The organism is Streptomyces sp. NPDC038213, assembly GCF_055600495.1.
In genome coordinates this window covers 49575-73640 of sequence record NZ_JBVJYM010000002.1, presented here as the reverse complement: position 1 = coordinate 73640, position 24066 = coordinate 49575, and the positions used below count along the sequence as shown (strand labels likewise).

General features: G+C 73.6%; 16 protein-coding genes. 2 read left to right on the top strand and 14 right to left on the bottom strand.

Annotation, left to right across the window (positions count from 1 at the left end; genetic code table 11):
• Positions 1-86: 86 nt before the first annotated feature.
• The gene (locus ACZ7JZ_RS03040; RefSeq protein ID WP_470932568.1) at positions 87-2021 is read left to right on the top strand and encodes a glycosyltransferase family 2 protein; all 1935 of its coding nucleotides are present in this window, start codon (positions 87-89) and stop codon (positions 2019-2021) included.
• Between the two features lie 84 nt (positions 2022-2105).
• On the opposite strand, the gene galE is transcribed toward ACZ7JZ_RS03040, so the two are convergent.
• The 8 genes from galE to ACZ7JZ_RS03000 all read right to left on the bottom strand — a co-directional run bounded on the left by galE (position 2106) and on the right by ACZ7JZ_RS03000 (position 13629).
• On the bottom strand, positions 2106-3104 hold the full coding sequence (gene galE, locus ACZ7JZ_RS03035) for a UDP-glucose 4-epimerase GalE (protein ID WP_470932566.1): 999 nt from the start codon (positions 3102-3104) through the stop codon (positions 2106-2108).
• 35 nt (positions 3105-3139) lie between these two features.
• The gene (locus ACZ7JZ_RS03030; RefSeq protein WP_470932564.1) at positions 3140-4828 is read right to left on the bottom strand and encodes a glycosyltransferase family 2 protein; all 1689 of its coding nucleotides are present in this window, start codon (positions 4826-4828) and stop codon (positions 3140-3142) included.
• Between the two features lie 79 nt (positions 4829-4907).
• The gene (obgE, locus tag ACZ7JZ_RS03025) at positions 4908-6353 is read right to left on the bottom strand and encodes a GTPase ObgE (RefSeq protein ID WP_470932562.1); all 1446 of its coding nucleotides are present in this window, start codon (positions 6351-6353) and stop codon (positions 4908-4910) included.
• Positions 6354-6514: 161 nt separating this feature from the next.
• Positions 6515-6769, bottom strand: coding sequence for a 50S ribosomal protein L27 (gene rpmA / locus ACZ7JZ_RS03020; protein ID WP_226732937.1), 255 nt, complete (start codon positions 6767-6769; stop codon positions 6515-6517).
• A gap of 14 nt (positions 6770-6783) precedes the next feature.
• The gene (gene rplU / locus ACZ7JZ_RS03015; RefSeq protein ID WP_265862363.1) at positions 6784-7104 is read right to left on the bottom strand and encodes a 50S ribosomal protein L21; all 321 of its coding nucleotides are present in this window, start codon (positions 7102-7104) and stop codon (positions 6784-6786) included.
• A 203-nt stretch (positions 7105-7307) separates the two neighbouring features.
• The gene (locus tag ACZ7JZ_RS03010) at positions 7308-11366 is read right to left on the bottom strand and encodes an Rne/Rng family ribonuclease (RefSeq protein ID WP_470932560.1); all 4059 of its coding nucleotides are present in this window, start codon (positions 11364-11366) and stop codon (positions 7308-7310) included.
• Positions 11367-11634: 268 nt separating this feature from the next.
• Positions 11635-12375: a TIGR03936 family radical SAM-associated protein gene (locus tag ACZ7JZ_RS03005; RefSeq protein ID WP_470932558.1), complete on the bottom strand. Its 741-nt coding sequence runs from the start codon at positions 12373-12375 to the stop codon at positions 11635-11637.
• A 129-nt stretch (positions 12376-12504) separates the two neighbouring features.
• Complete coding sequence (locus ACZ7JZ_RS03000) at positions 12505-13629, bottom strand: hypothetical protein (RefSeq protein WP_470932556.1); 1125 nt, start codon at positions 13627-13629, stop codon at positions 12505-12507.
• Between the two features lie 143 nt (positions 13630-13772).
• Between ACZ7JZ_RS03000 and ACZ7JZ_RS02995 the strand changes: the two genes are divergently transcribed.
• Entirely contained in the window at positions 13773-15224 is a 1452-nt protein-coding gene (locus tag ACZ7JZ_RS02995; RefSeq protein WP_470932554.1) for a recombinase family protein, read from the top strand.
• 46 nt (positions 15225-15270) lie between these two features.
• Here the strand turns inward: ACZ7JZ_RS02995 and ACZ7JZ_RS02990 are convergent, their stop codons facing one another.
• The 6 genes from ACZ7JZ_RS02990 to mreC form a co-directional block, all read right to left on the bottom strand.
• The gene (locus ACZ7JZ_RS02990; RefSeq protein WP_470932552.1) at positions 15271-17199 is read right to left on the bottom strand and encodes a TIGR03960 family B12-binding radical SAM protein; all 1929 of its coding nucleotides are present in this window, start codon (positions 17197-17199) and stop codon (positions 15271-15273) included.
• Positions 17200-17304: 105 nt separating this feature from the next.
• Entirely contained in the window at positions 17305-18825 is a 1521-nt protein-coding gene (locus ACZ7JZ_RS02985; RefSeq protein WP_470932550.1) for a CYTH and CHAD domain-containing protein, read from the bottom strand.
• Positions 18826-18896: 71 nt separating this feature from the next.
• Positions 18897-20096, bottom strand: a complete 1200-nt coding sequence (gene rodA / locus ACZ7JZ_RS02980) for a rod shape-determining protein RodA (RefSeq protein ID WP_470932548.1) — start codon at positions 20094-20096, stop codon at positions 18897-18899.
• Between the two features lie 4 nt (positions 20097-20100).
• Positions 20101-22296, bottom strand: coding sequence for a penicillin-binding protein 2 (gene mrdA / locus ACZ7JZ_RS02975; protein ID WP_470932546.1), 2196 nt, complete (start codon positions 22294-22296; stop codon positions 20101-20103).
• A 10-nt stretch (positions 22297-22306) separates the two neighbouring features.
• Complete coding sequence (gene mreD / locus ACZ7JZ_RS02970; RefSeq protein ID WP_470932544.1) at positions 22307-23038, bottom strand: rod shape-determining protein MreD; 732 nt, start codon at positions 23036-23038, stop codon at positions 22307-22309.
• Positions 23039-23047: 9 nt separating this feature from the next.
• Complete coding sequence (gene mreC, locus ACZ7JZ_RS02965) at positions 23048-24016, bottom strand: rod shape-determining protein MreC (protein ID WP_470932542.1); 969 nt, start codon at positions 24014-24016, stop codon at positions 23048-23050.
• Positions 24017-24066 lie beyond the last annotated feature (50 nt).

The window sequence follows — 24066 nt, the reverse complement described above, 5'->3', positions numbered from 1 at the left end:
CATTTGAGCAGTGGTGGCCCGTCGTCCGCATCCGTAACCTCGGGAAACAGGAAGCTTCAGGGGCAACCATCCGAGGAAGTGCCTGCATGGGCTCGCGCGTCACCGTGGTCATACCGGTCCACAACACCGCGAAATACCTCCCGCGGTGCTTCGATTCGGTCGCCGCCCAGACCCTGGGTGAGGACCGGATCGAGGTCATAGCCGTCGACGACGGCTCCACCGACGGCTCCGCGGCCTGGCTCGACGCCTGGGCCGCCGGGCACCCCGGCAGGACGGTCGTCCACCAGGAGGCCTCCGGCGGGCCGGGCCGCCCCCGCAACGTCGGCATCGAGCGGGCCGGCGGCACCTACCTCTTCTTCCTCGACTCCGACGACTACCTCGGCCCGGAGGCCCTGGAGCGGCTGGTCGCGATGGCGGACGAGCACGGCTCCGACATCGTCTACGGGCGGATCGTCGGCACCGGCGGCCGCCCCGCCCCGGTGGACCTGCGCACCACCAGCCCCGACGTGGACATCTTCGAGTCCCCCGTCTACTGGACCCTCGCCGCGTACAAGCTGTGGCGCCGCAGCCTCGTGGACGCGTACTCCCTGCGCTTCACCGAGGGCCGCCTCGTCAACGAGGACCTGCCCTTCTCGGTGCACGGGCTGCTGCACGCCGCGAAGGTCTCCGTGGTCGCCGACCACGACTGCTACTACCTGGAGGGCCGCGAGGACGGCTCCAACGCCACCCGCCAGGAGCTGGACTGGCCCGAGCAGCTCGGGTTCGTGGGCGGCATATTCGAGCTGGTCGCCGAGCACGTGCCCGCGGGCCCGAACCGCGACCGGCTCATGCAGCGCCACTTCCACGGCGAGGTGCTGGCGCTCTTCGGGGAGCGCTACCTCGCCCGGGACGCCGCGGGGCGCCGGGACATGGCCGAAGCCGGCGGACTGCTGGCCGACCGCTGGCTCACGGACGGGGTGCTCGCCGCCCTGCCCCCCGGCCTGCGGCTGAAGGCCCACCTGCTGCGGGAGCGGGACGCAGCCGGGCTGGCCGCCGTCGCGGAGGCCGACGCGGCGGCCGAGGCGGCCGGAACGGCGGTGGCGACCCTGGTCGAGGGGGACCGGGCCTTCGTCCGCTACCCCGGCTTCCGCGACCCGGCGGCCGCGCTGCCCGACTCCCTCTTCGAGCTCACCTCGCGCATCGCACTGAGCCAGGAGCTCGGCTCGTACGCCTGGGACGGGCCCGTGCTGCGGCTGGCCGGCCGGGCCCGGCTGACCGGGCTCGACGCGCAGACCCCGCAGCAGACCGGGATCCTGCTGCGCCGCCAGGGCTACACGTACCTGGTGCCCGCCCGCAGCGACGCCGAGGGCCGCTACACCTGCACCGTGGACGTGGGGCGCGCGGCGGACGGCGGGCCGCTGCCGGACGGCATCTGGACCATGCGGGTCGCGGTCACCGCCGGAGCGGGCGGGGAACTGCGCAGGGAGGCCTGGCTGCCGCGGCCCGCGGACGGCGCGTACGACGCCCCGCCCGAGCCCCGGCTCGTGGACCGCGGGGCCGCCGGGACCACGGCGGTGGCGGTCTTCCACTCCGAGGCGCACGCGCACGTCAACCTCGACGTGGGCGCCACCCGCTTCGCCCTGGGCCGCGACGCCCGCGGGCAGGTGCTGCGCGGGCCCTGGGGGCGGGACACCGCCGAGATCGCGGTCACCGTGCCGGGCTGCCCCGCCGACGCGCTCGTACGGCCCCTGCTGACCGCGCCGGGCCGCGCGACCGTCCCGGCGGCCGCGCAGGTCGTCTTCGGCCCCGAGGGCCGCATCACCGTCCGCAGCGGGCTGCGCGGGCTGCCCGCGGGCAGCTGGGCGCTCGGCCTGCGCCTGGAGGCGGGCGGCCTCCGGCGGGACCTGCCGGTCGCGGGCCCGGGCGGGGAGCCGCTGCGGCTGACCGTCCGGCCCACCGTGGGCCGGCGGCTGGTCCGCCGGGCCCGCCGCGCCCTGACGGGGGTCCGGGGCGCGGCGGGCCACCGCCGGGCCGCGCGCTGACAGCAGGCACCGGGCCGTGAACGGCACCGGGCCCCGTGCGGAAGCGTCCGCACGGGGCCCGGCAGCGGGTCCGAGACCTTCGGGTCAGCGCTCCGCGTGGGCCTTGGCCCCGCGGTTGGCGACCCAGCCCTCCCAGGCCGAGTCGATCATCGCGCGGACGTCGTGCCGGGCCTTCCAGCCCAGCTCGGCGGCGATCCGGTCGGCCGAGGCCACGACCTTGGCCGGGTCGCCGGGGCGGCGCGGGGTGACCACCGGGGCGTGGGTGTGCCCGGTGTTCTCGTTGATCAGCTCGACCATCTCGCGGACGGAGACGCCCTCGCCGCGGCCGATGTTCACCGTCAGGTCGCGGTACTCCCCGGCGCCCGCCCACTGGGCGAGCTTGCGGGCGGCGACCAGGTGCGCGTCGGCGAGGTCCTCGACGTGGATGTAGTCGCGGATGCAGGTGCCGTCCGCCGTCGGGTAGTCGTCGCCGAAGATCCGGGCGCCCTCCCCCGCGTCCAGCCGCTCGAAGACCATCGGGACCAGGTTGAAGACACCCGTGTCGGCGAGCTCCGGGGCGGCCGCGCCGGCCACGTTGAAGTACCGCAGGCAGGCCGTGGCGATGCCGTGCGCCTTGCCGGCCGCGCGGACCAGCCACTCGCCCGCGAGCTTGGTCTCGCCGTACGGGCTCATCGGCGCGCACGGGGTCTCCTCCGTCACCGAGTCCACGTCGGGCATCCCGTACACGGAGGCGGAGGAGGAGAACAGGAAGCTGCGCACGCCGCCCGCGGCCACGGCGCCGAGGAGGACCTGCAGGCCCTCCACGTTCTCGTGGTAGTAGTACAGCGGCTTCTCTACGGACTCGCCGACCTGCTTCTTGCCCGCGAGGTGCACCACTCCGGTGATCTTGTGCTCGCGGATGGCCTCGTCGAGGACGAGCCGGTCGAGCACGGATCCGATCACCAGCGGGACGCCCTCCGGCACCCGGTCCGCGCTGCCCGTCGACAGGTCGTCGAGGACGACGACCTTCTCGCCCGCGAGCAGCATCGCCCGGACCACGTGCGAACCGATGTAGCCGGCGCCGCCGGTGATCAGAAACGTCATTCGAATCTCCCGATTGGTGAAGCCTGTTGGCGGTTCTAACGGCTCGCGCGCCGCATCCGTGCCCGGTCCATGCGGTTGCGGACCAGGCTGACCGTCCCGTGCATTCCCGGCGCCAGCCGCAGCGCCAGCGATCCGCTGGCCGTCGCGTACGGCTGCACCAGCAGAACACCGTACCGGCTGCTGAACAGGGCGCTGCGCCCCAGCCGCTCGGAGTGCGGGCGCAGCGAGGCCAGCAGCGAGCCCCCGTCGGCGCAGTGCACGCGCAGCCGCACGTCCCAGACCTGGAGCCCCCGGCGGCCGCGGCGGCGGCCGGCGGCGGCCAGCGCCGTCATGCCGACGGGCAGCTTGGCGCTCCAGGCGCCCTCCCCGTCGGGTTTGAGCTCCACGGGCCGGCTGAGGGCCGGCTCGTCGCCGCGGCGGGTGTCGAACTCCAGGTGGACCGTGCGGGGCCCGGCGGCCGCGAGGCGTCCGTAGAGGTCGTGGACGCGGACCTTCAGCTCGCCGACCAGGCCGGTGACGAGCCGGGCGTCCACGGTCAGCGGCAGCTCGGCCAGCGGCAGGTCCGCCATGCCGTCGAGCTCCGCGGCCGGCAGCTCCGCGCTCCACACGGGCCGGCCGCCGGCCAGCGCGTACGGGGGCAGCAGGCGGGGCGTCTCGGCGGCGAACTCGACCAGGCGGGCCAGGTCGGCGGGCGGGCGCGGCGCGGACAGGACCACGTGCGCGACCCAGCGGGCGCAGGCGCCCGCGGCCGCGATCTCGGCGGGCTCGAAACCGTCCAGGTAGGCGCGGGTCAGCTCCCACCAGGCCGCCTGGTACTCGGCGTTCCCGCCGATCTCGCGCAGGTACATGCGCAGGTCGTACTCGACGAACTTGACCCGGCAGGCGGCGGCGAGGGCCTCCGAGCCGGAGGCGCGCAGGATCTCGACGGCCTTGCGGTGGGCGCTGACGCGGGCCCGCCAGTTGCCGATGTCCGCGCGGTCGAGGGAGATCGACACCTGGGCGGCGCTGCGGCGCACGTGCCAGATGTAGACGAGCTCGGGGATCACCGCGATCCGCGGCGCGGCCGCGAGCACCCGGGCGGTGAAGACGAAGTCCTCGTAGATGAAACGACCATCGGGGAAGCGGATGGAATGTTCGTCCAGGAAGGACCGGGAGTACAGCTTGTTGACGCAGAGGGTGTCGCGGACCAGCTCGGGCATGTCCGCCGGCCGCTCGATCACCGCCGCCGCCTGGTAGAGCCCGGGCACCCACGGCACGTCGTGCTCCTGCGGCAGCTCGCGGCGTACGCACGATCCGACGGTCACCGGGGCCCGGTGCCGCTCCGCGGCCGCCAGGAGGGCCGCGGCGGCGCCGGGGGGCAGCACGTCGTCGCTGTCGAGGAAGAGGACGTACGGGGCCGTGGCGGCCCGTATGCCGTCGTTGCGCGGGGTGCCGCAGCCGCCGCTGTTGTCCGCGCGGTGGATCACCCGGACCCGCGGGTGCACGGCGGCGAGCTCGTCGAGCACGCCGGCGGTGCCGTCCGACGAGGCGTCGTCGACGACGACGACCTCGGAGACGGCATCACCCTGCGCCAAGGCCGACTCCACGGCCTCGCCGACGAGTTCGGCGTCGTTGTAGGCGATCACCACCACGCAAACGGAGCTGCCGGTGCTGCTGTCGCCGCCATCTGCGCGATCGGTGGAGGCTTCCATTCCACCGATCTTCTGGTCGAGCACGTTACTCACCCGGGGATCCTACGGGAGCGGCGTAAAGGCTCCTTCAACACCGTGGTCCCACCACGGTGCCCAAGGAGCCCCCGCCGGCTCAGAAGGGACGGAACTCGTCGTACTCCCGCTGCGCCGAGTCGCCCCGGGCAGCGTCGCGGTCCTTGCGGCGCTGGGCGGCCGGACGCGGGGCCTCCATGCGGTGGTCCTCGCCGCGGCGGCCGAGCATCTCGGCGCCGGCGGTCATCGTCGGCTCCCAGTCGAAGACCACGGCGTTCTCCTCGGAGCCGATGGCCACGCCGTCGCCGGCGCGGGCGCCCGCCTTCATCAGCGCGGTCTCGACACCGAGGCGGTTGAGGCGGTCGGCGAGGTAGCCCACGGCCTCGTCGTTGTTGAAGTCGGTCTGGCGCACCCAGCGCTCCGGCTTCTCGCCGCGTACGCGGTACACCTCCTCGGCCTCGTCGAACTCGACGGTGAAGCCGCTGTCGTCCACGGCCTTCGGCCGGATGACGATGCGGGTCGCCTCCTGCTTGGGCTTGCGGGCGCGGGCCCGGGCGACGATCTCCGCGAGGGCGAAGGACAGCTCCTTCAGGCCGGTACGGGCGACCGCGGAGACCTCGAAGACCTTGTAGCCGCGCGCCTCCAGGTCGGGGCGGATCATGTCGGCCAGGTCCTGCCCGTCCGGGATGTCCACCTTGTTGAGCACGACCAGGCGCGGGCGCTTCTCCAGGCCCCCGCCGTACAGGCGCAGCTCCTCCTCGATCACGTCGAGGTCGCTGACGGGGTCGCGGTCCGACTCCAGGGTGGCCGTGTCGAGCACGTGCACCAGCACCGAGCAGCGCTCGACGTGCCGCAGGAACTCCAGGCCGAGGCCGCGGCCCTGGCTGGCGCCGGGGATCAGGCCGGGGACGTCCGCGATGGTGTAGACGGTGGCGCCGGCGGTGACCACGCCCAGGTTCGGGACCAGCGTGGTGAAGGGGTAGTCCGCGATCTTCGGCTTGGCGGCGGAGAGCACGGAGATCAGGGAGGACTTGCCGGCGCTCGGGAAGCCGACCAGGGCCACGTCCGCGACGGTCTTCAGCTCCAGGACCACGTCGCCGGCGTCGCCGGGCTCGCCGAGCAGGGCGAAGCCGGGGGCCTTGCGGCGGGCGGAGGACAGCGCGGCGTTGCCGAGGCCGCCGCGGCCGCCCTGGGCCGCCACGAACGTGGTGCCCTGGCCGACCAGGTCCGCGAGGACGTTGCCGTCCTTGTCCAGGACCACGGTGCCGTCCGGCACGGGGAGGACCAGGTCCTGGCCGTCCTTGCCGGAGCGGTTGTCGCCCTCGCCGGGCTTGCCGTTGGTGGCCTTGCGGTGCGGGCTGTGGTGGTACTCCAGCAGGGTCGTGACCGCCTGCTCCACCACCAGGATCACGTCTCCGCCGCGGCCGCCGTTGCCCCCGTCCGGGCCGCCGAGCGGCTTGAACTTCTCCCGGTGCACGGAGGCGCAGCCGTGGCCCCCGTTACCCGCGGCGACGTGCAGCTCGACGCGGTCCACGAAGGTGGTCATGGTGTTGCCTCCAGAAAAGAACGGGATGGTTCCGGGCACTACTGCCCATTAAACGTGTGTGAGTGCAAACGCGCCGAGGGCGGACCGGTCTTCCCGGACCAGCCGGGAAGACGGAGATCCGCCCTCGGTAAGTTACGAACGCTTGATCAGCAGGAGCTGGATCAGGCGGCCGGAACGATGTTCACGACCTTGCGGCCACGGTGGGTGCCGAACTGCACCGAACCGGCCTGCAGGGCGAACAGCGTGTCGTCGCCACCACGGCCGACACCGGCGCCCGGGTGGAAGTGGGTGCCGCGCTGGCGGACGAGGATCTCACCAGCGGAAACGACCTGACCGCCGAAGCGCTTCACGCCGAGCCGCTGGGCATTGGAGTCGCGACCGTTCCGGGTGGACGATGCGCCCTTCTTGTGTGCCATTGCTCAGTCCCTCTTTACTTCGCGGCGGTCGGGATGGACGTGACCTTGATCGCCGTGTACTGCTGACGGTGACCCTGGCGACGGCGGTAGCCCGTCTTGTTCTTGTAGCGCAGGATGTCGATCTTGGCGCCCTTGGTGTGGTCCACGACCTCGGCCTGCACCTTGATGCCGGCCAGGACCCACGGGTCCGAGGTCACGGCGTCGCCGTCGACGACGAGCAGGGTCGAGAGCTCGACCGTGTCGCCAGCCTTGGCAGTGGAAATCTTGTCAACCTCAACGATGTCGCCGACAGCAACCTTGTGCTGGCGACCACCGCTGCGCACGATGGCGTACACGCGGATCTCTCTCTCGCTCGAAAATCGGGAACCCCTGAAGCCAGCCGACCCCGCCGAACAGCAGGCGGCCTCCCCCGCGCCGTGAGGCCCGGAGGGTGAGGTGCTCAGGAGCTGGCGCATCCACAGACACGCCGACGGTCCAGGGTACGGGGCCCGGTTTGAGAGGTCAAACCGGGCCCCGGCCCCCTGTTTCTACGGCCCGGTCAGGCGTCGGTCGAAGCCGAGACGGAGGGCAGCGCCTGCTGCTCCGCCGCCGCGGTCTTCTTCGTCGCCTTCTTGGCCGTGGTCTTCTTGGCCACCGTCTTCTTGGCGACGGCCTTGGCGGCTACGGCCTTCTTGGCCGTGGCCGCCGTCTTCTTGGCGGTGGCGGCCTTCTTCGCCGGGGCCTTCTTGGCCGGGGCCTTCTTGACCGCGGCCTTGCGGGCCGTCTTCTTGGCCGGGGCCGCTGCGGCCTCCGCCTCGGCGTCAGCCGCGGCTTCGGTCCCGGCCTCGGCCTCGGGCGCCTCGACGGGGGACGGGGCCTCCGCCGCGGGTGCGTCCACGACCAGGACGGCTGCCTCGGCGCCGGCCGGGGAGCCGGCCGGAGAGGTGGCCTTGCGGGTCGCCCGGCGGCGCGTACGGGCCGGAGCGGCCTCGACCGCGGGCTCGGCCTCGACGGCCGGCTCGGCGACCGGCTCCGCGACGACCTCGGCGACGGGCTCCGCGACGGCCTCGGCCGGGGCCTCGGCGGCCGGCTCGGCGGCCTGGGCGGCTGCCGCCGGAGCGGTGGCCTTCCGGGTGGCCCGGCGGCGCGTACGGGCCGGTGCAGCAGCCGCGGCCTCGTCGGCCGCGGGGGCCGTCTCGGCGGGCGCCACGGCCTCCGGGGCGGTCTCCGCAACGGCCTCGGCGACCACCTCGGCCACGGGCTCCGCGGCCGGCTCCAGGACCGTGTCCGCGGGCTCCGTCACCGGTACGGCGGCCTCGTAGGCCGGTGCCGCGGCGCCGCGCGGGGCCCCCGCCGGAGCGGTGGCCTTGCGGGTGGCGCGGCGGCGCGAGCGGCGGCCGCCGCCCAGGCCCGCCGCGGCCTCGGCCTCGGCGGCGCTGCTGTACAGCTCCTCGTCGGGCGCGAAGCCCGGCTCGGGCAGCGCGACCGGCGCTGCGGCCTCGGCAGCCACCTCGGCCTCGGTCTCGGTGCCGGAGTCGGCCTGCTCGGAACCGGTGCCCGCCACGAGCTCGTGGTCGTGGTCGTGCTCGCCGGCGCCGCCGCGGCCGCGCTTCTTCGAGCGCTTGCCGTTGCCGCCGCCGCCCTGGGCGGTGGCCTGCTCCATGTGCACGATCACGCCGCGGCCGTTGCAGTGGACGCAGGTCTCGGAGAAGGACTCCAGCAGGCCCTGGCCCACCCGCTTGCGGGTCATCTGGACCAGGCCCAGCGAGGTGACCTCGGCGACCTGGTGCTTCGTACGGTCCCGGCCCAGGCACTCCAGCAGGCGCCGCAGCACCAGGTCCCGGTTGGACTCCAGCACCATGTCGATGAAGTCGATGACGACGATGCCGCCCAGGTCGCGCAGCCGCAGCTGGCGCACGATCTCCTCGGCCGCCTCCAGGTTGTTCCTGGTGACGGTCTCCTCGAGGTTGCCGCCCTGGCCGGTGAACTTGCCGGTGTTGACGTCGACGACGATCATCGCCTCGGTCTTGTCGATCACCAGCGAGCCGCCGCTCGGCAGCCAGACCTTGCGGTCCAGGGCCTTGGCGAGCTGCTCGTCGATCCGGTACGTCGCGAAGACGTCGACCTCGGAGGTCCAGCGCGACAGGCGGTCGGCCAGGTCCGGGGCCACGTGGTTGACGTAGCCGTGGATGGTCTCCCAGGCGGTGTCACCGCTGACGATGACCTTCGAGAAGTCCTCGTTGAAGATGTCGCGGACCACGCGGACGGTCATGTCCGGCTCGCCGTAAAGGAGGCTCGGCGAAGAGGTCGTGATCTGCTTCGCCTTCTTCTGGATCTCCTCCCACTGGGCCTGCAGGCGCTCGACGTCGCGGCGCAGCTCGTCCTCGCTCGCGCCCTCGGCCGCGGTGCGCACGATGACGCCGGCGTCCTCGGGGACGATCTTCTTGAGGATGGTCTTCAGGCGGGCGCGCTCGGTGTCGGGCAGCTTGCGGCTGATGCCGGTCATCGAGCCCTCGGGCACGTAGACCAGGTAGCGGCCGGGCAGCGAGACCTGGCTGGTCAGGCGGGCGCCCTTGTGGCCGATCGGGTCCTTGGTGACCTGGACGAGCACGGACTGGCCGGACTTCAGGGCGGACTCGATGCGGCGGGGCCCGTTGGCCATGCCGAGGGCCTCGAAGTTGACCTCGCCGGCGTACAGGACGGCGTTGCGGCCCTTGCCGATGTCGATGAAGGCGGCCTCCATGGACGGCAGCACGTTCTGGACCTTGCCCAGGTAGACGTTGCCGACGTAGGAGGTGGCCTCCTCCTTGTTGACGTAGTGCTCGACGAGCACGTTGTCCTCGAGGACGCCGATCTGGGTGCGGTCGCCGTTCTGGCGAACGACCATCACGCGCTCGACGGCCTCGCGGCGGGCCAGGAACTCGGCCTCGGTGATGATCGGCACGCGGCGGCGGCCCTGCTCGCGGCCCTCGCGGCGGCGCTGCTTCTTCGCCTCCAGGCGCGTGGAGCCCTTGATGGACTGCACCTCGTCGGAGGAGGTCTCCTTCTCGCGGGCCGGGCGGGGCTCGCGGACCTTGACGACCGTGCGGACGCCGTCCTCGTCGGCGGCACCGGACTCGGAGTCGCCGCCGTCCCCGGAGCGGCGACGGCGACGGCGCCGGCGGCGGCTGGAGCTGGAACCCAGCGCGGCGGCCTCGTCGGCGTCCTCCTCGGACTCCTCGTCAGACTCCTCGTCAGACTCGGCCTCCGCCTCGTACTCGGCGGACTCGTCCGCGTCGGCGGACTCGCCCCGGCGGCGGCGACGGCCGCCCCGGCGGCGACGGCGGCCCGGGCGCTCGCCCGACTCGTCGGCGTCGTCGAGCTCGGCGTCGGCCTCCGCGGCCTCGGCCTCGGCGGCCTCGACGACCTCCGCGGCCTCGGCGGGCGCAGCGGCGGCGGGGGCGGGCTCGGCGGCCGGCTCGGGCTCGCTCACCCCGCCGCGACGGCGGCGGCGACGGGCGGCGGGCTGCGGGGCGGACACCTCGACGACGGCCTCGACGGTCTCGTCGGCCTCCAGCAGTGCGGCCTCGTCCTCCTCCTCGACCTCGGCCTCCGGCTCGGCGGCCAGGGCCGCGGCGGCGGTCATCGCGGTCTGGAACATCGGCGCCTGGAAGACCGGGGCCTGGAAGACGGCGACGGCCGGACGGCGGCGGCCGCGGCCCGGGGCCTCGGTCTTCGCGGCCTCGGCCTTGGGCTCGGTCTTCGGGGCCTCGAAGGAGGCGGCCTGCGCGGTACGGGTGGCGCGGCGGCGGCCGCGGCCCTTGGGCGCGTCCACGGCGTCGGCCACGGTGACCGTCACGGTCTCCGGCGCGGCGGCCGGAGCGGCGGCCTCGGCAGTGGGCGCGGTGGTGGCGCGGGTCGCACGGCGGCGGGTACGGGCGGCGGCCGGGGCCTCCTCGGCCACCGGAGCGGGCTCGGCGGGAGCCTCCACGACCGGCTCGGCCACCGGGGCAGCCGCCTCGGCGACCGGAGCGGCAGCGGCGCGGGTGGCGCGGCGGCGCGTACGGGCCGGAGCAGCAGCCGGAGCCTCTTCGGCCACGGGCGCGGCAGGGGCCTCCACGACCGGCTCGGCGGCCGGGGCAGCCGCCTCGGCGGCGGGCGCGGCAGCGGCGCGGGTGGCGCGGCGGCGGGTACGGGCGGGGGCGGCGGCCGGGGCCTCCTCGGCCACGGGCGCGGCAGGGGCCTCCACGACCGGCTCGGCGGCCGGAGCGGCGGTCTCGGCGGCGGCCGCGGTGGTGGCGCGGGTCGCACGGCGGCGGGTACGGGCGGCGGCCGGGGCCTCCTCGGCCACGGGCGCGGCAGGGGCCTCCACGACCGGCTCGGCGGCCGGAGCGGCGGCCTCGGCGGCGGGGGCGCTCGCGGCGCGGGTCGCGCGGCGGCGGGTACGGGCCGGAGCGGCGGCGGCGGGGGCCTCCTCGGCCACCGGAGCGGGCTCGGCGGCGGCCGGAGTCTCGGTCACCGCCTCGGCGGCGCCGCCGGGGGGGCCGGCCGGGCGCGAGGCCGCACGGCGGCGGCGGCGCGGCGGCAGGTTGTCGCTGGGGCTGTTGTCGGCGGAGCCGGACTGTTCGTTGATCGGCATGCGGGCGGTTCTCCCGTCACGCTCCCGGGCGCCGCGGCTGACATCCGGTCCGGCGCGGTCCGCGCGTGAACGGCGCGGACCGGCCTCCGGGGCGCGTGCACCGCACAGGAGCATTGGTCCATGGCCGCCGGTTCCGTACGTCGTTTCGTACGGCCTGGCGGAAGTCTTCAGGTCTGTGCGCGGCCCGACCCAGGTGGCTCCCGAGTTCCAGGGCTGCGCGGCGACGACGGTCCCTGCGCGGGACCGGCCGGCGCCTTCGCGTCGTCCGCTACGGCGCCGTGGGTGGGGCGGCCGTGACGGCCTCGCGGTCGGGCGCGAGCGGGTCGGTCACCGTGCCGGACTCCTCGTCGAAGAGCCCCTGCGCCAGCCTGGTCACCGCTGCGGGGACCGGCGGCGCCAGGTCGGCCACAGCTCGGAGACCGGACAGGACGTCGTCGGGTCGCACGGCAGGTGTCACGTGCCGAACAACCAGCCGCAGTATCGCACAGGCATTGTCCAGCGGCCTATCAGTGCCGGCGGGGCCCGCCTCGAGGCTCACCACAGCGCCGCGGGTGTCGAAGGTCCGCATGCCGTTCTTCGTCCGGCGCTGGACCTCGACGGTCTCGGCCGCGAGGAAGGCGGCCGCGGCGCGCCCGGCCTCGGCGGGCTCGACCCCGTCCAGGCGCAGCTCCCATACGGAGGCGGTCAGCCGGTCGGCGAGGCCGGAGGTGCGGGCCTCGACGGCATCGGTGATGTCGAGCCCGGCGGGCAGCGACTCGTCGAGCAGCTCGCGCAGCTTCTCGGGGTCGCGGGTCTGCGTGAGGGCGATCTCCAGGTACTCGGCCTCGCTGCCGGTCCCCGTGGGGGCGGCGTTCGCGTACGAGACCTTGGGGTGCGGGGTGAAACCCGCCGAGTACGCCATGGGCACCTCGGCGCGGCGCAGGGCCCGCTCGAAGGCGCGCTGGAAGTCACGGTGGCTGGTGAACCGGAGGCGGCCGCGCTTGGTGTAGCGCAGACGGATGCGCTGCACCGCGGGTGCGGGCGGCGGTCCTTCGGGCTGTCGCTTGCCCAGTGGTCCTTCTCCTTGGTGCGGGGCGGGCGCTGGCGCGCGCCGCCCTTGAGGTCTGTGGAGCCGCACGGACGCTCCCCGCCCTCCGGCTCACCCCTGCTTGCGCAGGGAGATCTCGGCGGCGGGCTCCGTACCGACGGCTGTCGTACTACCCAGAGTACGCGCCGGTGACCTCGCCGGTTCCCCGGGAGGACTTCCGAACAGCGCGCGGCGCACCTCGGCCCGCACCTCCCGGACCGTCGTACGGGCGGCCCCCCACACCTCCCGGAGGAGCCTCCCGGCCGGTCGCACCCCCACCCGGTGCACCCACCGCGCGGGCCTCACGACCAGCAGCCCCCAGGCCCGGGCCAGGCCCCGGCCGACAGCCCGCGACACCCGCCCGGCCACCCGCCAGGCCCACCCGAGCGCCCTCCAGACGGGCCGCACCACCCCGCGCCACACCGCCAGCCCAACGGGCCGCACCACCCAGCACCACACCGCCAGCCCCACAGGCCGCACCACCCAGCGCCACGCCCCGCCACCAACGCACCGCAGCCCCCGCCACCCCGCGCGGACCGCCCCGACCGTGCCGCGCCGCAGCCCGCCCGCCGACCACGCGAGCCCGCGCCGGACGACCGCCAGCAGCCGCACGGACCCGCGCCCGACCGGCACGAGCCCGTACGCCCACACCCCCCGGACCGCCCACACCAGCGCCCGCCCCACCGGCGCGACCAGCCGGGCGTACGTCCACCCGGCGGCCCGGGCCGTGCCGCGCCACGCCCACACGGCCAGCCACCCGGCACCCCGGCCCACCGGCACCAGCACGTACCGCACGCACGCCGCCAGCAGCCGGCCCAGCGCTCCCCCGACGGGCCGGAGCACCCACCGGTGCGCACCCCGGCCGACCGGCACCAGCACGTAGCGCCACAGCCCCACCCACGGCCATACGAACACCAGCCGCCACAGGAGCACCGCCCCCGGGGCCAGGACCCGCTTCCCCACCCACACCGCCGGGCGGACCACCGCGCGGTCCGCGAACCGGACGAGGGCCCGCCCCACCGGCGCCAGCACCCGCCCCAGCAGCACCCGCCCGGCCGCGGCCGCCAGATCCCAGGCCATCCGCACGGGCAGCAGCACCACCAGCGCGAACCCCCGCACCACCGCCCGCACCCCGACCACCAGCAGCCCGTCCGCCCCCGGCCCCGCGCCCACTCCGCCCCGCTCCTGCATGTCCATGCCCACCAGGACATGCAACACACCCCGCCCAGTTGCAACGGCGCGGTATGGCAGCCCGCCCGGACCGGCCGGATGTGGATATCCATCTGGAACAGACCCCGACACGTGCACATCCGAGGCCCGCCCCGCTCGTTGCAGGAATCGTGACCACTACGCGAACGACCGGTGCCGGCGCGGGCCGGGCCCCCCGCCCCACCTGGCGCAAGGCCGATCTGGCGCTGCTCGACGAACTCCGGGAAGCCGAGCGCACCCTGCCCCCGAACGCCCCGAGGGCCCTGCTCTCGGTACGCCTGTCCGCCTTGAGTGCCGAGTCCACCTCGCCCGTCCGCCAGGAACTCGACCTGCGGATCCTGGCCGCAGCGCGGGGCTTCCGCGTCGTCGGTGTCGCCAGGGACCTGAACGTGTCCGCCACGAGGGTCCCGCCGTGGAAGCGCAGGGAACTGGGTCACTGGCTGAACGAACGCGTTCCGGACTTCGACGTCCTGCTCTTCTGGAAGATCGACCGCTTCGTCCGGCGGGCCACCGACCTCGGCGCCATGCTCGACTGGTGCTCGGCACACGGGAAGAACCTCGTCTCCCGGCACGACGCCATCGACCTCGCCAGCCCCGCGGGGCGGGCCGTAGCCGAGGTCATCGGTGCTCTCGCCCAGCTCGAGGCGGGCAACACGAGCACCAGGGTGGCGAGCCTGTGGGAGTACGCGCGGGCCCAGACGGACTGGCTCGTGGGAAAGCCTCCCTACGGCTACGCAACCGACGGGAACGGGAGGTTGGTGATCGATCCGCAAGCGCGCCGCGTGCTCCACTGGTGCCGCAGCGCGGCGCTGCGAGGCGTATCTGCACGCCGCATGACCATCGTGCTCACCCGCGCCCGGGTTCCCACGGGTGGCGGCGGACAATGGACGGCGACCACGCTCCTGCGCAGACTCCGCAACCCCGCTCTGATGGGCCTGCGCGTCACGGAGCACAGGGAGGGCGGGGTCCGCCGGTCCAAGCCGGTGCTCGACCGGCACGGCAGAACGGTCCCGATTGCCGATCCGGTCTTCTCCGGGGCCGAGTGGGAGGGCTTGCAGCGCGCCCTCGATCTGCGGACGAAGTCGCAGCCGCGCCGGAACCCGGCGGGTGCGACGGAGTTCCTGGGGGTCCTGGTGTGCGCGGACTGCACGACGAACATGACGGTCCACAGGACCTCCGCCGGCGGCCGCACCTACTCCTACCTGCGGTGCCGGAGCTGCCCGAGCGGCGGTCTGGGCGCGCCCGACCCCGACTCCGTGTACCGCGCGCTCGCCGCCGAGGCCGTTGCCGCACTGGGTGCCCTGCCCGTGTGCGTACGGGAGTACGTACGTCCAGACCCGGAGCGGACCGGCGGCTCCCTATGGGCACAGCGCCCCACGGGGGAGACCTTCGCCGACCGCTGGGCCCGCGGCGGACTGCGGGTCATGGCCGGGGACCTGCTGCGGGCGCAGGTCAGCTGCCGTGTCATCCGGACGAGGGTCCCGCGACGCCGCGCTCCCGGGATCCGGCTGGAGCTGGCCGTGCCACTCGGCGTCGAGGCGGGCCTGGCCCTCAAACCGGACGCGTTCCCGGCTTCTCCCTGACAGCGCTCCGGCCCCGTCCTGGGACAGGGCCGGAGCAAGGGTACGGCTACTTGTTTACCACGGACAGCGGCAGGAGCTTCTTGCCGGTCGGCCCGATCTGGATGTCCAGGCCGAGCTGAGGGCAGACGCCGCAGTCGAAGCACGGGGTCCAGCGGCAGTCCTCGACCTCGGTCTCGTCGAGGGCGTCCTGCCAGTCCTCCCAGAGCCAGTCCTTGTCCAGGCCCGAGTCGAGGTGGTCCCAGGGCAGGACCTCCTCGTACGTGCGCTCGCGGGTCGTGTACCAGGCCACGTCCACGCCGTACGCGGGGAGGGTCTTCTCGGCGGCCTGCATCCAGCGGTCGTACGAGAAGTGCTCGCGCCAGCCGTCGAAGCGGCCGCCGTCCTCGTAGACCGCGCGGATCACGTCGCCGATGCGGCGGTCGCCGCGGGACAGCAGGCCCTCGACGATGCCGGGCTTGCCGTCGTGGTAGCGGAAGCCGATGGAGCGGCCGTACTTCTTGTCCCCGCGGATCTTGTCGCGGAGCTTCTCCAGGCGGGCGTCCGTCTCCTCGGCGGAGAGCTGCGGGGCCCACTGGAAGGGGGTGTGCGGCTTGGGGACGAAACCGCCGATGGAGACCGTGCAGCGGATGTCGTTCTGGCCGGAGACCTCGCGGCCCTTGGCGATCACGTTGACCGCCATGTCGCCGATCTGGAGGACGTCCTCGTCGGTCTCGGTCGGCAGGCCGCACATGAAGTACAGCTTCACCTGGCGCCAGCCGTTGCCGTACGCGGTGGCGACGGTCCGGATCAGGTCCTCTTCGGAGACCATCTTGTTGATGACCTTGCGCATCCGCTCGGAGCCGCCTTCGGGGGCGAAGGTCAGACCGGAGCGGCGGCCGTTGCGGGTCAGCTCGTTGGCGAGGTCGACGTTGAAGGCGTCCACGCGGGTGGAGGGGAGGGACAGGCCCACCTTGTCCTCGGTGTAGCGGTCCGCGAGGCCCTTGGCGATCTCGCCGATCTCCGTGTGGTCGGCGGAGGACAGCGACAGCAGGCCGACCTCCTCGAAGCCGGTGGCCTTCAGACCCTTCTCCACCATCTCGCCGATGCCGGTGATGCTTCGCTCCCGCACGGGGCGCGTGATCATGCCGGCCTGGCAGAAGCGGCAGCCGCGGGTGCAGCCGCGGAAGATCTCTACGGACATCCGCTCGTGGACCGTCTCCGCGAGCGGGACCAGCGGCTGCTTGGGGTAGGGCCACTCGTCGAGGTCCATGACGGTGTGCTTGGACACCCGCCACGGCACGCCCGAGCGGTTCGGGACCACGCGGCCGATGCGGCCGTCCGGCAGGTACTCCACGTCGTAGAAGCGCGGGACGTACACGTTGCCGGTCCTGGCGAGGCGGAAGAGGACCTCCTCGCGGCCGCCCGGGCGCCCCTCGGCCTTCCAGGCGCGGATGATCTCCGTCATGTCGAGCACGGCCTGCTCGCCGTCGCCGATGACGGCGGCGTCGATGAAGTCCGCGATCGGCTCGGGGTTGAAGGCCGCGTGCCCGCCCGCGAGGACGATCGGGTGGTCGACCGTACGGTCCCTGGCCTCCAGCGGGATGCCCGCGAGGTCCAGGGCCGTGAGCATGTTCGTGTAGCCCAGCTCCGTGGAGAAGGACAGGCCGAACACGTCGAAGGACGAGACGGGGCGGTGCGAGTCCACGGTGAACTGGGGCACCCCGTGCTCGCGCATCAGGGCCTCCAGGTCGGGCCACACGCTGTACGTGCGCTCGGCGAGGACGCCCTCGCGCTCGTTCAGTACCTCGTACAGGATCATGACGCCCTGGTTGGGCAGTCCGACCTCGTAGGCGTCCGGGTACATGAGGGCCCAGCGGACGTCGCAGGACTCCCAGGGCTTCACCGTGGAGTTGAGCTCACCACCGACGTACTGGATGGGCTTCTGCACATGCGGGAGCAGAGCTTCGAGCTGTGGGAAGACCGACTCGGACATCACGCGACTTTCGGGAAGCGGGCAGGGGGCGACTCTCAAGCGTACCTTGAGGCGCGGATCCCCCTGCCCGCCATGATCAGTTCAGGGGTTCGGGCGGTCCGGATCCGCTCAGCCGAGGTCCTCGCGCAGGGCCGGGGCGGAGGCCTTGGCCCATGCCCCGGGGAGCTCCGCCTCGCGGCGCGCGGCGAGGGCCTCTTCGCGGGCGTAGAGCAGCCCCCAGGTGAAGGAGGGTTCGCCCGCGGCCTGCGCCTGGAGGGCGATCGCGTGCAGGGCCTCGCGGGCGACCACGCTGTCCTGGTGGTCGCCGAGCAGGGTCTGCACCTTCTTCAGGGCCTTGGCCAGCCTCCTGGCCGGTTTGCCGAGGTCGGGTTCGGCGGCATCGGCGGCGTACCGGGCCCGCTTGGCGGCCTTGCGGGCCTCGTGGAGGGCGAGGTCGCGCTCCGGGCCGGGGTCCATGGCCAGGCAGCTGTCGATCCGGGCGGCGAGGCGGGCGTAGTCGCGCAGGACGGCCCCGGGGAGCACCTTCGCGGCCGGGCGGGCGGCCGCGGGCAGCAGCGGCGGGTCGGCGAGCAGGGCCTCGAGGCGGTCGAGGAGGGCGGTGTAGCGGGGGCTGTCGAGGGCGGCGAGGGCGCGGCGGCGGGAGCCGGTGCGGCGGGCGGAGTTCCAGGTGCGCAGCCGGCCGCGGGCCGGTCCGGCGCGCAGGGTGCGCGGGAGTCCGTCGAGGTGGTCGCGCAGCCGGGCGAGGAGGACCTCGCGGTCGCGGTCGGCGCCCAGTTCGGCGGCGAGCCAGCGCAGTTCCGCGCCGAGGGGGTCGGTGGCGGCTCGGTCGAGGACCTTGCGGTACGTCTTGAAGGCGCTGCGCAGCCGGCGGGTGGCGACGCGCATCTGGTGGACGGCGTCGGGCAGGTCGCGGCGGACGGCGGGGTCCTGGGCGACGAGGGCGTCGGCGTGGGTGCGCAGGTGGGTGAGGATGCGGGCGCCCGCGGTGCCGGCGGGCGGGCCGGGGTCGGGGCGGGGCGGGGGTTCGGTGCCGGTCTCGGCGAGGGCGCGGGCGAGTTTGGAGGGGGCGTCGGAGACGCGGAGTCCGGCTTTGCGGAAGGCCTTCTCGACGGCGTCGAGGAGGGCCGGGTCGGCGCCGTCGGCGAGTTCGACCTCGACCTCGGTCCAGTGGGCGGTGGTGTCGGCGGCCTCGGCGGTGACGGCGTCGGTGCTGAGTTCGGCGAGGAGGGCGCCGCCGGCGTCGAGGAGGTGGGCGGTGCGGCGGTCGGACAGCAGGCGGACCTGCGGTTCGAGGGCGGCTCCGCGGACGCGGGAGTGCACGAGGGCGGCGAGGGCCTGCGGGACGGTGTCGCCGAGGGGGGCGTGCACCTCGTCGCGGATCCCGGGGGCGACGGGGAGCTTGAGGTGCCAGCCGGCGTCCCCGCCGCCGGTGCGGCGGCGCAGGGTGAGCCCGTCGGCGGCGAGCCTGCGGTCGGGGGTGTCGTAGTAGACGGCGTCGAGGGAGGCGGTGCCCCGGTCGAGGACGGCGGCGATGTCCGCCGTCCCCGTCAGGTCGGGTACGCCCCGCTTGCCGGCCTTGGCTGTCGTGAACTCGAATTTCCGCTCGATTTCGCGCTTCGTGTCCGCCATGGACCGAACTTAGACCCGTACGGACCGGTTCGCCGCGGTTACGGGAAAGCAGCGCGCCGGGACCGGCGGGTTCAGGCCGACATCGGCCGTTCCACCTTGATCGACTGGAGCAGCCCCACCGCGACCCAGACCGCGAACATCGACGAGCCCCCGTACGAGACGAACGGCAGCGGCAGGCCCGCCACGGGCATGATCCCGAGGGTCATGCCGATGTTCTCGAAGGACTGGAAGGCGAACCAGGCGATGATGCCGGCCGCGACGACGGTCCCGTACAGCTCGGTGGTCTCGCGGGCGATCACGCAGGCCCGCCACAGGACGACGCCCAGCAGGACCAGGATCCCCCCGGCTCCGACGAAGCCGAGCTCCTCGCCGGCCACCGTGAAGATGAAGTCGGTCTGCTGTTCGGGCACGAACTGCCCGCTGGTCTGGTGGCCGTTGGTCAGCCCCGCGCCGTACAGCCCGCCCGATCCGATGGCGATGCGGGCCTGGTTGGTGTTGTAGCCGACGCCGGAGGGGTCGAGCTCGGGGTTGGCGAAGGCGGCGAACCGGTTGATCTGGTACTCGTCGAGCACCCCGAGGGCGGCGACGAGGACGGCGCCGACGGCCCCGGTGAGGATCAGCCCGAGCACCCAGCGGTTGGAGGCGCCGGAGGCCAGGAGCACGCCGAGCACGATCACCACCATGACCATGACGGAGCCGAGGTCCGGCATCAGCATGACGATGCCCATGGGGAGCGCGGCGAGCAGCAGGGCCTTGGCGACCACCCGGTGGTCCGGGTGGGGCTGGTCCCCGGCGTCGACCCGGGCGGCCAGCAGCATCGCCATCACCAGGATGATCGTGATCTTGACGAACTCGCTGGGCTGGAGGGAGAAGCCGCCGCCGACCACGATCCACGCGTGCGCGCCGTTGATGGTGGCGCCGAGCGGGGTGAGCACGGCGAGGATCAGCACGATCGAGATGCCGTACAGGACCGGCACCGCGCCGCGCAGGGTGCGGTGGCCGAGCCAGACGGTCCCGATCATCAGGGCGAAGCCGATGCCGGTGTTGAGCAGGTGGCGGAAGAGGAAGTAGTACGGGTCGCCGTTGTTGAGCTCCGTACGGCCGCGGGTCGCGGACCAGACCAGGGCCGCGCCGATCAGCGACAGGGCGAGGCAGGACAGCAGGATCGGCCAGTCGAGGCGGCGCAGCAGCGAGTCGCGGGCGGTCAGCCGGGCGAGCGGGCCGCGTTCGGGTGCGTACCGGGAGACGGAGAACCCGTGGGGTGCGGTCATCGGATCAGTCCCTCCAGACCGGCGGCGGGCCCGCGAGCGGGGGGGTGGCGGCGCCCGCGCCCGCCTTGGCGGGATCGACCTGCTGTGCTGCGGGGTCGTAGGGCTCGATGTCGGGGGCCTCGATCGTGCCGTCGGGCTGGATCTTGGGGAGGGCCTTCTGCGGCTTGGGCAGCAGGGCCCGCTTGAGGTCCTGGTTGCCCGCGTCGTCGAGGCCGTAGAGGGCGTCGTAGATGTTGCGCACGGCGGGGCCGGAGGCGCCGGAGCCGGTGCCGCCCTGGGAGATGGTCATGATGATGGTGAAGTCGTCGGTGTAGGTGGCCAGCCAGGAGGTGGTCTGCTTGCCGTAGACCTGGGCGGTGCCGGTCTTGGCGCGCATGGGGATCTTGTCCTGGGGCCAGCCGCCGAAGCGCCAGGCGGCGGTGCCGCCGGGCTCGACCACCGAGCGCAGTCCGCGGTCGAGGTCGCGGACGGTCTGGGCGCCGACGGGCAGCCTGCCGTGCGCCTTCGGCTGGATCATCTCGACCTTCTTGCCGTCGGGGCTGATGACGGCCTTGCCGACGGTGGGGTTGAAGAGGGTGCCGCCGTTGCTGATCGCGGAGTACGCGGTGGCCATCTGGATGGGGGTGACGAGCACGTCGCCCTGGCCGATGGCGAAGTTGATGCTGTCGAAGGCCTTGAGCTGGTTGCCCTCCAGGCAGCTCTCGTACGCGATCTGCTCGACGTACGTGCCGCCCTTCTTGCCCTGCTTGCACCAGGAGTCCTTGTTGGCCTCCCAGAAGCTCTTCTTCCACTGCCGGTCGGGGATCCGGCCGCGGACCTCGTTGGGCAGGTCCACTCCGGTCTCGGAGCCGAGCCCGAACTCGCGGGCGGTCCGGTAGAACCAGTCGTGGGCGTTCTTCTTCGGCTTGAGGCCGCCGTCGCGCTGCCACTCCTTGTGGCCGAGGGCGTAGAAGACGGTGTTGCAGGAGAACTTGAGCGCCTCGCCGAGGTCGATGGGGCCGTGGCCCTTGGACTCGAAGTTGGCGAAGCTGCGGCCGCCCAGGCTGTACGAGCTGCTGCAGTTGTAGCGGTTGTCGAAGGGGTACCCGGCCCGGACGGCGGCGCTGACGGAGACCACCTTGAAGATGGAGCCGGCGGCCGCCTGGCCCTGGATGGCCCGGTTGAGCAGCGGGTAGTTGGAGTCCTTGCTGGTCAGCTTGGCGTAGTCCTTGGCGGAGATGCCGCCGACCCAGACGTTGGGGTCGTAGTCGGGCTGGGAGGCCATGGCGACGATGCGGCCGGTACGGGACTCCATGACGACGACGGCTCCGGCGTCCGCCTCGTACTTGCGGCCGGTGATCTTGTCGGTCTCGTCGCGGACCTTCTTCATCGCGTCGGCGAGCTCGTACTCGGCCACGGCCTGGACCCGGGCGTCGATGCTGGTGACCAGGGTGGAGCCGGCGACCCCGGGGTCGGAGGCGGCCTGGCCCATGACCCGGCCGAGGTTGTCCACCTCGTAGGAGGTCACGCCGGCCCTGCCGCGCAGCTGCTTGTCGTACGTGCGCTCGATGCCGGAGCGGCCGACCTGGTCGGAGCGCAGGTGCGGGGAGTCGGAGTCCTTGGCCTTCTGGATCTCCTCGTCGGTGACCGGGGAGAGGTAGCCGAGCACCTGCGAGGTGCGGGCCCGGCCGAGGGCCGGGTAGCGGCGGACGGCGGTGGGCTCGGCGGTGATGCCGGGGAAGTCCTCGGGGCGCTCGCGGATGGTCAGGGCCTGCTGGGTGGTGGCTTCGAGGGTGACCGGGATCGGCTGGTAGGGGGAGCCGTTCCAGCAGGGCTTGGGGGTTTCGGAGTCGCAGAGCCGGACTTTGTCCATGACCTCCTTGGGGGTCATGTCGAGGACTCCGGCGAGCCGGGTCATCACGGTCTTCCCGCGGTCCTTCATCTTCATCAGCTCGGTGCGACTGGCGGAGACGACGAGGCGGGTCTCGTTGTCGGCGAGGGGGACCCCGCGCGCGTCGAGGATGGAACCGCGGACGGCGGGCTGCACCACGCGCTGGACGTGGTTGCTGCGGGCCTCGTCGGTGTACTCGTCGCCGTTGCGGATCTGGAGGTACCAGAGCCGGCCGCCGAGGGTGAACAGCAGCGAGAAGACGATCACCTGGATGATGACGAGCCGGATCTGCACCCGGGGGGTGCGGCCGGTCTCGGGAATGTTGGTCACGTGCTCCCCCTCAGAGCTTCTTGGCGCTCTTGACGGCCTTCACGCCCTTGAGGCCCTTGGCCCCGCCCAGCGTGGTCACCCCCCTTATGCGGCCGGCCTTCCCGGCCCGGTTGCGGGCGGTGCGCATCCGCAGGCCGCCGCGCTGGCCGCCGATCCGCAGCCCGGTGCCGCCAGAAAGCCAGCCGGAGGAGACGTCGGTGCCCTGCGGCGGGCCGCCGTTGGCCTCGACGGCCATCGGGTCGTTCTCCGCCCGGCGGGCGAGGGCCATGATGAACGGCACGGTGAAGGGGGCGAGGAGCAGGTCGTAGAGGGCCGCGGTGAACAGCAGCCCGGTCAGCCCGACATGGCGGGCGGCGGTGTCGCCGACCAGGGCGCCGACCCCGGCGTAGAGCAGCGTGGAGCCGAGGGCTGCGGCCACGACGGTGAGCATGGGGCCCCAGGCGGAGCGGAAGCGCCCGCCGTCGGGGCGGGCGAGCCCGGCGGCGTACCCGATGACGCACAGCACGAGCGCGTACCGCCCGGCGGCGTGGTCGGCGGGGGGCGCAAGGTCGGTGAGCAGGCCCGCGCCGAAGCCGATGAGGGCCCCGCTGACGTGCCCGTACACCAGGGCGAGGGCGATGACGGTCAGGAGCACCAGGTCGGGTACGGCCCCGGGGAGCTGGAGCCGTCCGAGGATGGTGACCTGCACGACGAGGGCGACCACGACCAGCGAGGACGCGAGCAGGATCCGGTTGATGCGCATGGCGGTCTCCTACTCGTCGGCCGGCAGGGCGGCGGGCGGCTGGGCGGCCCCGTCGGCGAGCGGGCTCGCGGACGGGGTCACCGTGACGGTGACCGTCGGTACGGGCTTGGGGGCGGCGGGCTTCGGCGGCAGCACCGCGTCCCGCGGGTCGGTGCGCGGCGGTACGACGACCACGCCGACGATGTCGAGCCGGGAGAAGCCGACGTACGGGCGGATCCAGATGGTGCGGGTCAGGTCCCCGCGGGAGGGGTCGACGCGGACCACCTCGCCGAGCGGGACCCCGGGCACGAAGGGCTTGCTGCCGCGGGAGCCGAAGGTGACGAGCCGGTCCCCCGGGGCCACCTTGGCGCGGCCGTTGAGCATCTGGACGGACAGCGGGCCGTTGCCCTGGCCGGTGGCGAAGCCCAGTTCGCCGGTCTTCTCCAGGCGGGTGCCGACGGTGAAGTCGGGGTCGCTGGCGAGCAGGACGGTGGCGGTGTCGGGGCCGACGGTGGTGACCCGGCCGACGAGTCCGTCGCCGTTGAGCACGGTCATGTCCCGCTGGATGCCGTCCTTGGTGCCGGCGTCGATGGTGACGGTCCAGGAGAAGCCCTGGGCCGCTCCTATGGCGATGACCTCGGCGCCCTTGATGGCGTACTGGCCGGCGCCCGCCTTCTTCAGCATGTCGTCGAGTTCGCGGCTGCGGCTGCGGTTGCGGTCGTCGCTGCCGAGGCTGGCCTTGAGGGCCGCGTTCTCCCGCTCCAGCAGGGTGATCCGGTTGTGGCGCTCCCCGGAGTCCCGTACGGCTCCTATGGCGTTGGCGACCGGGTCGACCGCGTCGGCGACCCCTTCTTCGACCGGTCCGAAGACCGCGGCGGCGGCCTGCCGGGCACCGTCGACCGGCGACTCCTCGCCTGCCCGGATGTCCACCGTGATCAGTGCGAACGCGATGGCGACCAGCAGTACCAGGAGCAGCCGGCTCTCTCGTGTGTCCCTCACGTGCGGCGGCCGTGCCTTCCTCGTCGGAATTCTCTGCTTGCCTGTATATC